At 54.9% G+C, this 14,267-nt stretch carries 11 protein-coding genes; 10 read left to right on the top strand and 1 reads right to left on the bottom strand.

Features of this window, described 5'->3' with window-relative positions:
* From atpG to EGJ09_RS15435, 10 genes are all read left to right on the top strand, one after another.
* Complete coding sequence (gene atpG / locus EGJ09_RS15480) at positions 1–861, top strand: F0F1 ATP synthase subunit gamma (protein WP_046786783.1); 861 nt, start codon at positions 1–3, stop codon at positions 859–861.
* Positions 862–888: 27 nt separating this feature from the next.
* The gene (atpD, locus tag EGJ09_RS15475) at positions 889–2,265 is read left to right on the top strand and encodes a F0F1 ATP synthase subunit beta (protein ID WP_016489910.1); all 1,377 of its coding nucleotides are present in this window, start codon (positions 889–891) and stop codon (positions 2,263–2,265) included.
* A 43-nt stretch (positions 2,266–2,308) separates the two neighbouring features.
* Positions 2,309–2,728 carry a F0F1 ATP synthase subunit epsilon gene (locus EGJ09_RS15470; RefSeq protein ID WP_012316945.1) on the top strand — a complete coding sequence of 140 codons (420 nt, stop codon included), beginning with the start codon at positions 2,309–2,311 and terminating at the stop codon, positions 2,726–2,728.
* 120 nt (positions 2,729–2,848) lie between these two features.
* A complete protein-coding gene (gene glmU, locus EGJ09_RS15465; protein WP_046786782.1) occupies positions 2,849–4,216 on the top strand; it encodes a bifunctional UDP-N-acetylglucosamine diphosphorylase/glucosamine-1-phosphate N-acetyltransferase GlmU in 1,368 nt (455 codons plus the stop codon).
* 214 nt (positions 4,217–4,430) lie between these two features.
* Positions 4,431–5,207, top strand: coding sequence for a DeoR/GlpR family DNA-binding transcription regulator (locus EGJ09_RS15460; RefSeq protein WP_039602579.1), 777 nt, complete (start codon positions 4,431–4,433; stop codon positions 5,205–5,207).
* Positions 5,208–5,209: 2 nt separating this feature from the next.
* Entirely contained in the window at positions 5,210–7,045 is a 1,836-nt protein-coding gene (gene glmS, locus EGJ09_RS15455; RefSeq protein WP_046786781.1) for a glutamine--fructose-6-phosphate transaminase (isomerizing), read from the top strand.
* A gap of 267 nt (positions 7,046–7,312) precedes the next feature.
* Entirely contained in the window at positions 7,313–8,212 is a 900-nt protein-coding gene (locus EGJ09_RS15450) for a TnsA endonuclease N-terminal domain-containing protein (protein ID WP_045485366.1), read from the top strand.
* Complete coding sequence (locus tag EGJ09_RS15445) at positions 8,205–10,373, top strand: Mu transposase C-terminal domain-containing protein (RefSeq protein WP_125924301.1); 2,169 nt, start codon at positions 8,205–8,207, stop codon at positions 10,371–10,373. Before EGJ09_RS15450 ends, EGJ09_RS15445 begins: the two co-directional genes overlap by 8 nt.
* Positions 10,370–11,818, top strand: a complete 1,449-nt coding sequence (locus EGJ09_RS15440) for an ATP-binding protein (RefSeq protein WP_023048574.1) — start codon at positions 10,370–10,372, stop codon at positions 11,816–11,818. The genes EGJ09_RS15445 and EGJ09_RS15440 overlap by 4 nt, the downstream gene beginning before the upstream one ends.
* Before the next feature lie 24 nt (positions 11,819–11,842).
* On the top strand, positions 11,843–13,321 hold the full coding sequence (locus tag EGJ09_RS15435; RefSeq protein WP_031312166.1) for a TniQ family protein: 1,479 nt from the start codon (positions 11,843–11,845) through the stop codon (positions 13,319–13,321).
* On the opposite strand, the gene EGJ09_RS15430 is transcribed toward EGJ09_RS15435, so the two are convergent.
* On the bottom strand, positions 13,293–14,216 hold the full coding sequence (locus EGJ09_RS15430; RefSeq protein ID WP_125924300.1) for a TniQ family protein: 924 nt from the start codon (positions 14,214–14,216) through the stop codon (positions 13,293–13,295). The two genes, EGJ09_RS15435 and EGJ09_RS15430, sit on opposite strands and share 29 nt — an antisense overlap.
* Positions 14,217–14,267: the final 51 nt, after the last annotated feature.

Raw genomic sequence — 14,267 nt, 5'->3', positions numbered from 1 at the left:
ATGGCAGGCGCAAAAGAGATTCGCAGTAAGATTGCGAGCATCAAAAGCACGCAAAAAATTACCAGCGCCATGGAGAAAGTGGCGGTCAGCAAGATGCGCAAGGCACAAATGCGCATGGCTGCTAGCCGTCCTTACGCGGAGCGTATCCGCCAGGTGATCGGTCATCTGGCCAACGCCAACCCGGAATACCGCCACCCCTTCATGATCGAGCGCCCTGTAAAGCGTGCCGGTTATATTGTGGTGAGCAGTGACCGTGGTCTGTGCGGTGGCTTGAATACCAACCTGTTCAAGGCCCTGGTCAAGGACATGAACGCGAACCGCGAACAGGGCGTGGAAATCGACCTGTGCGTGATCGGCAGCAAGGGTGCGACTTTCTTCCGCATCTTTGGCGGCAACGTCGTAGCCGCGATCAGCCACTTGGGCGAAGAGCCATCGATCAACGATCTGATCGGCTCCGTCAAAGTGATGCTGGACGCCTACCTGGACGGCCGTATCGATCGCCTCTGCGTGGTTTCGAACAAGTTCATCAATACCATGACCCAGAAGCCGACGGTCGAGCAATTGGTACCGTTGGTGGCAACCCCGGATCAGGAACTCAAGCACCACTGGGATTACCTGTACGAACCCGACGCAAAAGAGCTGCTGGACGGCTTGATGGTGCGTTACGTGGAGTCGCAGGTATACCAGGCGGTGGTCGAGAACAACGCTGCTGAACAAGCGGCCCGGATGATCGCGATGAAGAACGCCACAGACAACGCCGGTGATTTGATCAAAGAGCTCCAGTTGATCTACAACAAGGCGCGTCAGGCTGCGATCACCCAGGAGATCTCGGAAATCGTCGGCGGCGCTGCCGCGGTTTAACGGTTCACATATTCAGAGGATCCAGCTATGAGTAGCGGACGTATCGTTCAAATCATCGGCGCCGTCATCGACGTGGAATTCCCACGTGACGTCGTGCCGAGTGTATACAACGCGCTGAAAGTACAAGGCGCGGAAACCACCCTGGAAGTTCAGCAGCAGCTGGGCGACGGCGTGGTTCGTACCATTGCGATGGGCTCGACCGAAGGCCTGAAGCGCGGTCTGGATGTCGTCGACACCGGTGCTGCCATTTCCGTTCCTGTTGGTAAGGCCACCCTGGGCCGTATCATGGACGTACTGGGCAACCCGATCGACGAAGCCGGCCCGATCGGCGAAGAAGAGCGTCGCGGTATCCACCAGCCAGCGCCTTCGTTCGCTGACCAGGCAGGCGGCAACGACCTGCTGGAAACCGGCATCAAGGTTATCGACCTGGTTTGCCCGTTCGCCAAGGGTGGTAAGGTTGGTCTGTTCGGTGGTGCCGGTGTCGGCAAGACCGTAAACATGATGGAACTGATCCGTAACATCGCCATGGAACACAGCGGTTACTCCGTGTTCGCTGGTGTGGGTGAGCGTACTCGTGAGGGTAACGACTTCTACCACGAGATGAAGGACTCCAACGTTCTCGACAAAGTAGCCTTGGTCTACGGTCAGATGAACGAGCCACCAGGAAACCGTCTGCGCGTAGCGCTGACCGGCCTGACCATGGCTGAGAAGTTCCGTGACGAAGGTAACGACGTTCTGCTGTTCGTCGACAACATCTATCGTTACACCCTGGCCGGTACCGAAGTATCCGCACTGCTGGGCCGTATGCCTTCGGCAGTAGGTTACCAGCCGACCCTGGCTGAAGAGATGGGCGTTCTGCAAGAGCGCATCACCTCCACCAAGGAAGGTTCGATCACCTCCGTCCAGGCCGTATACGTACCAGCGGACGACTTGACCGACCCGTCGCCAGCGACCACCTTCGCCCACCTGGACGCCACCGTCGTTCTGTCCCGTGACATCGCCTCCCTGGGTATCTACCCAGCGGTCGACCCACTGGACTCGACTTCGCGTCAGCTGGACCCGAACGTGATCGGCAATGAGCACTACGACACTGCTCGTGGCGTTCAGTATGTTCTGCAGCGCTACAAAGAGCTGAAGGACATTATTGCGATCCTGGGTATGGACGAACTGTCCGAGACCGACAAGCAACTGGTAGCCCGCGCTCGTAAGATCCAGCGCTTCCTGTCGCAGCCGTTCTTCGTGGCCGAAGTTTTCACCGGTTCGCCAGGTAAGTACGTTTCCCTGAAAGACACCATCGCTGGCTTCAGCGGCATCCTCAAAGGTGACTACGACCACCTGCCAGAACAAGCGTTCTACATGGTCGGCAGCATCGACGAAGCGATCGAGAAAGCCAAGAAACTGTAATTCCTGCGCCCCGCAAGGGGCGCTATCAGGTTGAGGCAAGCAGATGGCTATGACAGTCCATTGCGATATCGTCAGCGCGGAAGGAGAGATTTTCTCCGGTCTGGTCGAGATGGTGGTTGCGCACGGTAACCTGGGTGATCTTGGTATCGCTCCAGGCCACGCGCCTCTGATCACCAATCTGAAGCCAGGTCCGATCACGCTGACCAAGCAGGGTGGCGCCCAAGAGGTGTATTACATCTCTGGTGGTTTCCTCGAGGTTCAGCCGAACATGGTCAAGGTGCTTGCCGATACCGTGCAACGTGCTACAGACCTGGATGAAGCTCAGGCTCAGGAAGCCCTCAAGGCTGCCGAGAACGCCCTGAGTTTGAAAGGCGCGGACTTCGATTACGGCGCCGCCGCCGCACGTCTGGCCGAGGCCGCAGCTCAGCTGCGTACCGTCCAGCAAATGCGCAAAGGCAAGTAATCGGCCCCGGCTGATCACTGCTGTTGCGATTGAGTAAAAGGGTAGCCTCGGCTACCCTTTTTCTTTTTCCGAATTCCCCCTCGGTCATTTCTCTGACCGCCCAGGATTGGTAGCCAGTCAATGTCACTCGATATCGTTATTCTCGCCGCCGGCCAAGGTACCCGCATGCGCTCGGCGCTGCCCAAGGTGCTGCACCCGGTGGCCGGCAATTCCATGCTCGGTCATGTTATCCACAGCGCACGGCAGCTTCAGCCTCAAGGCATTCACGTAGTGATTGGCCATGGTGCGGAGCAGGTGCGTGAGCGCCTGGCAGCCGACGACCTGAATTTCGTTATGCAGGACAAGCAACTGGGTACCGGGCATGCCGTTGCCCAAGCGCTGCCGGCGATCACTGCCGACACGGTGCTGGTGCTGTATGGCGACGTACCGCTGATTGAAGTGGAAACCCTGCAACGCCTGCTGGCCAAGGCCACCGACCAGCAGCTGGGCCTGCTCACCGTTAACCTGCAAGACCCGACCGGCTACGGGCGCATTGTGCGTGATGCCCAAGGCAAGGTGACTGCGATCGTCGAGCACAAGGACGCCAGCGATGTGCAGAAAGCGATCAAGGAAGGCAATACCGGCATCCTGGCCCTGCCAGCCGCTCGCCTTGCCGACTGGATGGGGCGTTTGTCGAACAACAACGCCCAAGGTGAGTATTACCTGACCGACGTCATCGCCATGGCAGTGGCTGATGGCCTGGTGGTGGCTACCGAACAACCGCACGACCCGATGGAAGTGCAGGGTGCCAATGACCGGCGCCAGCTATCCGAACTCGAGCGCCACTATCAACTGCGCGAAGGCCGACGATTGATGGCACAGGGTGTGACCCTGCGTGACCCGGCTCGCTTCGACGTGCGTGGTGAAGTGACCGTTGGTCGCGATGTGCTGATCGATATCAACGTCATCCTCGAAGGCAAGGTCGTGATCGAGGACGACGTTCAGATTGGGCCTAACTGCGTGATCAAGGACAGCACCCTGCGCAAAGGCGTGGTGGTCAAGGCCAACAGCCATATTGAAGGCGCCGTGATGGGCGAGGGTAGCGATGCCGGCCCGTTCGCGCGCCTGCGCCCGGGCAGCGTGCTGGATGCCAAGGCCCATGTGGGTAACTTTGTCGAACTGAAGAATGCCCACCTGGGTGAAGGCGCCAAAGCGGGTCACTTGAGCTACCTGGGTGATGCCGAGATCGGGGCACGCACCAATATTGGTGCTGGCACCATCACGTGCAACTACGATGGCGCCAACAAGTTCAAGACTGTGATGGGCGAGGATGTGTTCATCGGTTCGAACAACTCGTTGGTGGCGCCTGTGGATATCAAGGCAGGGGCCACGACTGCGGCGGGTTCGACGATTACCCAGACTGTCGAGGCTGGGCAACTTGCCGTGGGACGTGCGCGTCAACGCAACATCGAGGGCTGGAAGCGGCCGGAGAAGATCAAGAAGGGCTGATTATCCACAGCCCGTTCGATCGAAAGCCGACTTGTGTGAATAAGTCGGCTTTTTTATTGGCTGTAAAGGCATCGGAAGGGCAAGCCGCTGCACCGCGATCGGTGGCATTTATTTATCCACAGGCCGGTGATTTTTCAGATCGACAGCCTTGACGAAATCTCTCTCATAGGTTTTGATTGCAATCATTATCTTTCGAATCGAAACTTAAGCGCCCATGTCGAAACGAAATACCCCCCAACGCCGTCACAACATCCTGGCCATGCTCAGCGAGCAAGGTGAGGTCAGTGTGGACGCGTTGGCCAAGCGCTTTGAAACGTCGGAAGTCACCATACGCAAGGACCTCGCGGCCCTAGAGGCCAATGGCTTGCTGCTGCGTCGCTACGGCGGCGCGGTACCGGTTCCGCAGGAGATGCTTGGGGAAACCGCACAGCCAGTGTCTGCCTACAAGAAAGCCATCGCCCGCGCTGCTGTCGGCCGTATCCGTGAACACGCGCGGATCATCATCGACAGTGGCAGCACTACTGCCGCGATGATCCCTGAGCTCGGCCGCCAGCCAGGCCTGGTGGTGATGACCAACTCTTTGAACGTGGCCCGCGCCATTAGCGAGCTTGAGCATGAACCGGTACTGCTGATGACCGGCGGCACCTGGGACCCGCACTCCGAGTCGTTCCAGGGCCAGGTCGCCGAGCAGGTACTGCGCTCATACGATTTCGACCAGTTGTTCATCGGCGCAGATGGCATCGACCTCAACCGCGGCACCACGACTTTCAATGAGCTGCTGGGCCTGAGCCGAGTCATGGCCGAAGTGGCCCGCGAGGTGATCGTGATGGTCGAATCCGACAAGGTCGGGCGCAAGATCCCCAATCTTGAACTGCCTTGGGGCAGTGTCAGCACCCTCATTACAGACGAACGCCTGCCAGCAGCGGCACGCGAACAGATTCAAGCCCGCGGCGTCAACCTGATCTGCGCCGCGATCAGCCAGGAGAAATAATCATGTGTGGAATCGTTGGCGCCGTAGCTGAACGCAACATCACCGCCATTCTCATCGAAGGCCTCAAGCGGCTCGAGTACCGCGGCTACGACAGCGCCGGCCTTGCCGTTTATACCCAGCAAGGTGAACTGCAGCGCCGGCGCCGCATCGGCAAGGTCGCTGAACTGGACGCTGCCAACGCTGCCGACCCGCTGATCGGCCAGTTGGGCATTGCCCACACCCGTTGGGCTACCCACGGCGCACCGACCGAGGGCAATGCGCACCCGCATTTCTCGGGTGAAGAAGTGGCAGTGGTACACAACGGCATCATTGAAAACCATGAAGAGCTGCGCGAAGAGCTCAAAGGCCTTGGCTATGTGTTCGTTTCGCAAACCGATACCGAGGTTATCGTCCACCTGATCCACCATACCCTCAAGACCATCCCGGACCTGGCGGACGCACTGAAGTCAGCGGTCAAGCGCCTGCACGGTGCCTATGGCCTGGCGCTGATCAGCGTGAAACAACCCGATCGTCTGGTTGCCGCGCGCAGTGGCAGCCCGTTGGTGATTGGCCTTGGCCATGGTGAGAATTTCCTGGCTTCCGACCAGTTGGCGCTGCGCCAGGTCACTGACCGCTTCATGTACCTGGAGGAGGGCGACATCGCTGAGATCCGCCGTGACCAGGTGAAGGTCTGGGATCAGGCCGGCAACGCGGTCCAGCGCGAAACCGTGCAGTATCACGAAGGCGCCGAAGCCGCTGACAAGGGCGCATACCGCCACTTCATGCTCAAGGAGATTCACGAGCAGCCGACCGTGGTTCAGCGCACTCTGGAAGGCCGCCTGGGCAAGGACCATGTGCTGGTCCAGGCCTTTGGCCCACAGGCTGCTGAACTGTTCGCCAAGGTGCGCAACGTGCAGATCGTGGCCTGTGGTACCAGCTACCACGCCGGCATGGTTGCCCGTTACTGGCTGGAAAGCTTGGCCGGCATCCCTTGCCAGGTCGAAGTCGCCAGTGAGTTCCGCTACCGCAAGGTGGTGGTCCAGCCGGATACCCTGTTCGTTTCGATTTCCCAGTCTGGCGAAACAGCCGACACCCTCGCTGCCCTGCGCAATGCCAAGGAACTGGGCTTCCTCGGCAGCCTGGCCATCTGCAACGTGGGTATCAGCTCGCTGGTACGCGAATCCGACCTGACCCTGCTGACACTGGCCGGCCCGGAAATCGGCGTGGCGTCGACCAAGGCGTTCACTACCCAGCTGGTATCGCTGATGCTGCTGACCCTGGCCCTGGGCCAGGTGCGTGGCACCCTCGAGGCTGGTGTGGAAGCGGAGCTGGTCGAAGAGCTGCGTCGCCTGCCGGCACGCCTGGGCGAAGCCCTGGCCATGGACCACACCGTCGAAAAGATCGCCGAGCTGTTCGCCGACAAGCACCACACCCTGTTCCTGGGCCGTGGTGCGCAGTACCCGGTTGCGATGGAGGGTGCGCTCAAGCTCAAAGAGATTTCCTACATCCACGCCGAAGCGTACCCGGCGGGTGAGCTCAAGCATGGCCCGCTGGCGCTTGTGGATAACGACATGCCGGTGGTAACGGTAGCGCCGAACAACGAGCTGCTGGAGAAGCTCAAGTCGAACCTGCAGGAAGTCCGCGCCCGGGGTGGTGAGCTGGTGGTGTTCGCCGATGAGCACGCCGGTATGAGCAACGGCGAAGGTACCCATGTAATCAAGGTACCGCACATCGCTGACGCGCTGGCACCGATCCTGTACACCATTCCACTACAGTTGCTGTCGTACTACGTGGCGGTGCTCAAGGGCACTGATGTTGACCAGCCGCGTAACTTGGCTAAGTCGGTGACGGTGGAATAAGCGCGGCAGCGTTCGACCCTATTTGTTTTTGATTAATAAAGGTAGTCACAAAACAATAAAGGTTGTCACAACGTAATAAAGGTTGTCACAAGGCTGGCCCCGACCGCACATCAGGCCGGAGCCAGGCCTTGGAGATTTGGGTGACAATCCTCTACGCACCGCTGTGACTATTGTCCTGGCTGAGCCCGCTCGCTGGCGTGTCCTCTTTACACGACACACCAGCCTCGTTCCGTTCGAGTGGGTCGCCCAATCATGAGCGACTTGAACATGGCATCTGCGCCCGTAGCTCCGGTCAAGGCTGCCCACCGCCAGCTGATGACCCAATCAAAAATAGATAAAAAAATTAAATCAGGCCGTGGAAGTGGAGTGAGAGATTCCTATAAACCATGGATCAAGGTGTGGGAAATCAAATCAAAGGGTGTCTCCCATATGATTGCGGGAGTTAAGATTTTCCGCACTCATCACCTGCTGTCCAATGCGGAGCGAGATTACCTCACTGTACTTGAGCACGACGCCTCGATCATTGATATCCGAGAGCAGTACCCCCTGCTTACACAGGCTGAGACTCAAGCAATTGCCTCAAGCATAAATTGTCGTCACCCTGTATATCCTGGTACGCAGATACCTGTCGTTATGACGACGGACTTTCTCATCACCTTCTTGGATCCCTCTGGTGAAACGAGGTTAGCTGCTCGCTCAGTAAAATATAGAAAGGAATTTGAGCAGGCTGATCTTCATGTGCGGAATCGAATAGCTGAAAAGCTCGCTATTGAGGAAAAATACTGGTCAATGAGGGGCGTGGACTGGAAGCTGGTCCTGCACGAAAACCTCTCGAAGATTAGATTAGCGAACCTCAGAGTTCTCAGGACTTATGCCAATATCCATCCCTCGTTGCCGACTGAGAAAAATATAGGGAACTTACTTGAATACATCGCGGGGTCAAAGACGGATCAAATACCCTTAAAAGCTCTTTTGGAAAAGGCGTCACGTGATATCTATATTGACTATATGAGCGTGAAGCGGCTCTTCCATCACCTGCTATGGATCGGCCGTTTAGAGTCTGATCTTACCTCGAAAATAATAAGCTTGTCGCAGCCGTTGCACGTATGGCCGAGCCATCGGTCAGCGGCTTTGTCTCCGCCAACCGAGGTTTCTCATCATGCTTGATTTTCAAATTAACAGCATTGTTTCTCCCGGCGAAGAACCGAGCTTACTAAAAAAGGCAGTTAGGGTCTTAGGCATAAATAATGATACTGTTATCGTGATTGAGCTGAATATGAATCCAGGCAAGCCTTGGCAGATTGATAAGTCAGTTTTAATTGACGAAATTGATTCAGGGCGCGCGGTCTTAAGTCCAGAAATGGTTCCTTTACATCTGCTCAGAAGCGACGATGAAATTAATGAAAATGAAAAGGCGAGCCGAAATCGAAATTGGAGTCTTATAAGAAGTTTAGTAGAAGATCGCTCTGCCTTGGATATTCTTGGTCCTGATTTTGGGAAGCTTGTTGCGACGCATGCCATAGAGACAGGGGTAGAGCGTAAGCAGATATACCGGCTTCTATACCGCTATTGGAGTATGGGTCAGACACCTAACGCGTTTCTTTGGAACACAAGCGCTTGCGGCGGACGTGGGAAGAAAAAGGATCGGTCCTCAGGTATTATCCCCGGTCGGCCGCGTAAGTATCTTGGTGTCGTTGTCAATGATGGTGGTGCCATCCCGCTCGAACAGCGCCATCTCTCTCATATCCGTTTGGCTTACGGGCGAGTCGCTAGCGGCAAGTGTGGCACCCTGAAAGATGCACATAAGTGGATGTTAAACAAATTTTATAGAGCGACTCTCCCTGACGGATCGAAAGGAAATATTGTACGCGGCAGTTACCCGACTACTGCACAGCTTAGATATCACGGTAAATTATTTTTCGATGACCTGTATAAGCTCAAGGTGCGTGGCGGTTCTATCAGGTACAACAAAGACCATCGGGCTATCGTTGGCTCAGCATCCCAAGGCCTGATAGGCGCAACGCAGCGATATGAGATAGATTCCACCATCGCTGATGTCTATTTAGTGCATCGCGTTAATAGGCTGTGGCTCATTGGGCGTCCGATACTTTATGTAGTCGTCGATACCTACACCAGAATGATTGTAGGAATTCACGTGGGCCTTGAGGGGCCCAGCTGGAATGGGGCTAGACACGCGATATACAACGCTTGCACCTCAAAGGTTGAGTTTTGCAAACGATACAACGTAGACATTGAGGAAGCTGACTGGCCATGCTCGCATTTGCCAGTCGAAATTGTGGCTGACCGGGCTGAACTTCTAAGCGAGGCGGGGGCAACGCTCTCCCAAAGCTTGGGGCTTGGGGTGCAAATTTTGCCTCCTTTCAGGCCTGATTGGAAAGGGATCATCGAAAGCCGTTTCCGTCTGATCAATGAACACCTCGACTTGAAGTTCGTTCCAGGCGGAGTGGATGCTCGTAAAATGGAGCGCGGCGATAGGGACTACCAACTCGATGCCATTTTGGATATCGACGAGTTCACCGAAATGGTTATTGTAGGAGTCTTGGCTCACAATAAGAGCCTGCGGATACCACACCTTTTAAATCGCGAGATGATTGCCGGCGGAGTGGAAGCAACGCCTATAGCGATTTGGAATTGGTCGAAGGATAATAGCCCTATAAATTCAAAAGTAGTATCGCCGGCTGAGTTGAAAATCGCTCTATTGCCCTCTCAGCAGTGTCGTATAAGTCGAGGCGGTATTGTTTTCCAAGGCGTACAGTATACATGTCAAACAGCGTTACGCGAGGAGTGGTTGGAGCGCTCGCACAACCTGCGGACGAAATATGTTCGAGTATTCTATGATCCTAACTCTATTGAAAATTGTTGGATCAAGTCAGAAGCAGGTTTTGAGGCTTTAACTATTGTACCGCAGCAACGGCAGAAATATGGTGGACTCCGTATGGAGGAGGTTCTTGATATGATCCATGTCCTGAACCAAGTTTCGCCGGATGCCCGTTATGACAGTGATAATACTGCGGCGCTGGTAAGGGGGCGGCAAGAGGAAATCTTTGACCGGGCCAAATCCAAACGTGTCGCTCAGGGTGACCCGAAATCGAATGCAGATTTCAAGCGGGACAAACGTGCCAAGCGTGCTACCGAAGCTCAGACCGAGCGCGATTCCCATACCGCTGATCTGAATCAGCTACGCGTTGTGGATAACATACCTCCTGTGGCAGAAAATTCTAAGCTAGTCACCGGCAGGCCCAGTTCCGCGAGAAGCGCGGCGTTTCTGAAACTAGTCGTCAGCGAGGGAAGCGAGGCTGAGACATGAACGATTTGACGTTCTCCCCCGCAGAATACATTCCTACAGGCATGCCTCAGTACGATGGCAACCCGCTGATCGAATGCTTGCCTAGAATTCTGTCGGATGTAGATGTTGTCAGGCGCGTTGGGAACCTTCCGCCGAAGCCCGACGAGGCCGAACGAGCGTTGCCACCGAAGCTTCGCGGTCATGGGATCAACCGGCTGAAAGATGTTGTTGTTCCATTCGAAATTCACCTGCGCCTTGAAGACCTTTTCAGCCAGCTGATTCGCTACGGATATATGGGACGCAATCCGCTGTTGGCCTCATCTGTTAGGCATCGGCTGCCTTCCTCAGCGGAGGCCAAGGGCCACGGATTCATGTCCACCGCTGAGACGATGACGCTCATCGGCTTGAGTGGTATGGGTAAGACCACAGCGCTCAATTCCATCGCAAGGCTTTATCCGCAGGTGATCAGCCACAGCAGATATAAAGACGCCATTCTCATCGAAACCCAGGTCGTGTGGCTAAAGATTGAGTGCCCTCATGACGGCTCGTTGCGCGGTTTCTGTGCAGCATTCTTCTCAGCGTTGGATGCTGCGTTAGGAGTCGACAAATACTCGCGCAGGGGCGGTTCTGGCAACAGCATCAGCGTAATGCTCCAGCACATCAGTCAGCTGTGCAAAACCTTTTTCATTGGTGCTTTGATCATTGATGAAATGCAGCATCTTTGCTCCTCGCGGGGGGGACAGGATCGGGAAAAGTTGCTGAATTTCTTCGTAACTTTATCCAACGATGCAGGCGTTCCGCTGGTGTATGTAGGGACCAACGCAATGCTCCCGCTGTTTTCTGGTGTGCTGCGCAACGCCCGAAGAGCGGCGGGGATGGGACCCATCGCTTTTGACCGATTCAGCGAAGACGATCCGTTTTGGGAGCACTTGGTGTCCCAACTCTGGGCCTATGACTGGACGGCATCATGCGCCCCCCTGACGAAGGAGCTCTTGTCCAAGATCTATGATCTCGCCCAAGGCAATACTGATTTCCTAGCGAAACTGCTTATGCTTGCGCAGCGTCATGTAATTTGGGAGGGCCTCGACGCTATTACGCCAGCGGTGCTTCAGCAGGTGTATGACAATCAAATGAGGCTTCTACACAAGCCCATCGAGGCTCTACGAAGCGGTGATCCTCTTCAGATTGCTGACTTCGAGGACATGATGCCTACAAAAGACCAGATCGCCCAGATGATGAACTACGACTTGGCTCGCCGGGCCGACAGAGCTCATCTTTCGCTACTTACCCAGGCCGCGATCACTCCTCCACCTCAAGCCAAGGATAAATCGGCATCGAAGGCTACGGGTCGTACCGTGGTCCCGGTTGCTGACGGAGCATTAGCTAACGTGCATTTTTCGAAGGACGAAGACCTTCAGGCTCAGCTCGAACAGCGCGGCTGGGTGGATAGGGATTCCTCCTGGTGACATGAGGATCGGGAGCTCAAGGCAGTGGCTAACCTTCTGTTCTTCCCCCAGCCGTTCCCGGATGAGTCGCTCTACAGCCTGGCCGTGCGCTATCACAAGCTAGCGGCCAATCCAGGATACCGCGTGTCAAGCCACGAGCTCTTCGGTAGCTACTCGCGTACCTGTGGTTCCATTTTGCCATGCTGCTTAGGGGCTCTGTCTGAGCGTCTGGGAGGCGCCATTCCCGTAGGAGAGTTGATCAATCGCTTCACACTTTTACCGCTTTATTTGCCGTTTTTGAATGAACAGAAGGGCCGCGATGCCGTTGTTCTAATGGGAGGTAATCGGGGTACAGGACTCAAGATGGCCTTGGGCATAACAGCGTCGCGTTTCCTCCAACACGCCTCGTTTAGATATTGCGAGAGCTGCGTCGGACAGGACATGCTGGAGTGCGGCTTAGCCTACTGGCATCGTATTCATCAAGCTTCGGGCATTTGCGTCTGTCCGCGCCACAGCGAAGTGCTACAGGCGATGAGATTTCCCAAAGGGGCAGATTGGCGTTGCATGTTGCTACCGGGCGAATCAGGTGGAACGCCGGTTATGGACTGTGGAGAACACAGCGCGGCCATTGCGATTGCCCGTATGCAGCTATGGGGGCTCGACCACCCCGATGAGATCAAAGCGATCCAGGCTGGAAATTTTTTCAGGACCCGTTTGGACGAGATGAGTTTTATTAGGTCTGGTCGAATTAGAGAGGGAATGCTGAGAGAGTTCTTAACCAGGCGACTTCGGTGCAGTCCTAGCGCTGCCGAGTTTGAAGAAATGGTTCGGTCCTGTGACTGGGTTTTGCAGATCATACGGCGACGAGAGCGAATCGTGCAGCCCTTCAAGTTCTATTTCCTCTGCTGGCTCCTCGATCTGGAGCTGGAACACCTCAAGACCTACTGTCCAGAGGCCGATATATCCGCTGGTGTTATGGTCTGTCGTGATAGGCCGAATAACCTTACTGATGACAATGACCTCCAAGCCCGCCGGTTAGCCTTTGCAAACAGTGCTAACCCCAAATGTCATGACAAGCCGGGCTATCAGTGGTTGTACCGCCACGACAGGGAATGGTTGGTCAACTATGTTGCTGCAAACCCCTACCTCAGAGATCGAAAGATTCGAATCGACTGGCAATCCAGGGACTTCACCCTTGCGTCAGAGCTCGCTAAAGCTAGGGCGATCTTACTTTCTGTACACGGAAAGCCTCAGCAGGTCACCCGCGCTGCTCTATGCAGGCTTGTGGTAAACGCCCACGCTTTCCTTAAAATGCCGGAACATTTTCCGAGGAGCATAAGGTTGATGGCGGATTTGCTTGAGTCTACTCATGACCACCAGCTGCGTAAAATCCGGTGGGCAATCCGAGAATACTCTCTGACTGAACACTGTGCCATGAGTGTTCTCTACCGTTATGCCGGAATACGGATATCTCGCGTATCCGAAGATGAAATCCTCATGCAGATACGTGACGATATGGACTAGTTCTATTGGCTTCGTGCAAGAGTTTATTGAATATGGATTTTTTCTTCTCTCGCAGGAGGTCTTGCTCATCTTGGTTCGCTAGCAAATTTAAATAATTCTCAGCGGTGTGACATCCTAAAAATACATACATAGGAAATTTGTCACTGGTGGAGATACTGCTCGTGGTAAGTCTCGACGTAATCCCCATTTCTTTGTAAATCAGTTTGGAAATATCCAGCTCGGTGCGTTCGAATTCTCTAGTGCGATTAATCATGAGGCTTGCATATGCGATAAAGTCTGCCGTTCCATCATGTATCATCGGGCCGCGGTAGCCCAGAAGATCTGCGACAAATTTGGCGTACATATGACGGGTTGATCCGAATTCTCGCTTTTGACGTCTTGACCATTTGCCCTGCTTGCTGCACTTGGCTAGGTGACCAATCTCGTGCTTTTTCAGTGGCATTGAGCAGGCCGGACATGTTTCGATTAGAGTGCAAGCATGAGTACTGCAAACCTGTACGGAACCCAACACGTGCCTGCAATGAATATAGGGGCTTCCGCAGTTATTCAAGTCTTCGAGAACGCAATCTGGACAAACTTTCTGCCAAGTCTTTGGTGTGACGATTGCGGTCGCTCGATGACGACCAAGCGCAGCTATCATAGGATACAAAGTGTGGTCGTTTAGGACTAGTTCGGAAATTTTGTGGTCGTCTAGCAGTTTTGGGTAATAAAATTCTTGATGCGGCCGCCACTCTGCTTGCACGGTGCTTAAGGTTTTACTAATCCCGAAGCCAACACGAGGTATCGGTTTTATATAGAAATCTTCAGTTTTTAGAGATTTAATACCTAGAAGCTCATTGCCTCGCTTAAGCGCTGATGCGACATATTCTCCAGGTAATGGTGCGAAAATTCTCATTAATTGAAGTGCTTGTACACGTTGCTAGACGGGCGGTATGCCATTTTAGTT

The organism is Pseudomonas sp. p106, assembly GCF_003936645.1.
Taxonomy (GTDB): Bacteria; Pseudomonadota; Gammaproteobacteria; order Pseudomonadales; family Pseudomonadaceae; genus Aquipseudomonas; species Aquipseudomonas putida_E.
Note: the sequence above shows the minus strand (reverse complement) of the source record. Positions and strands in the feature narration are given on the sequence as shown.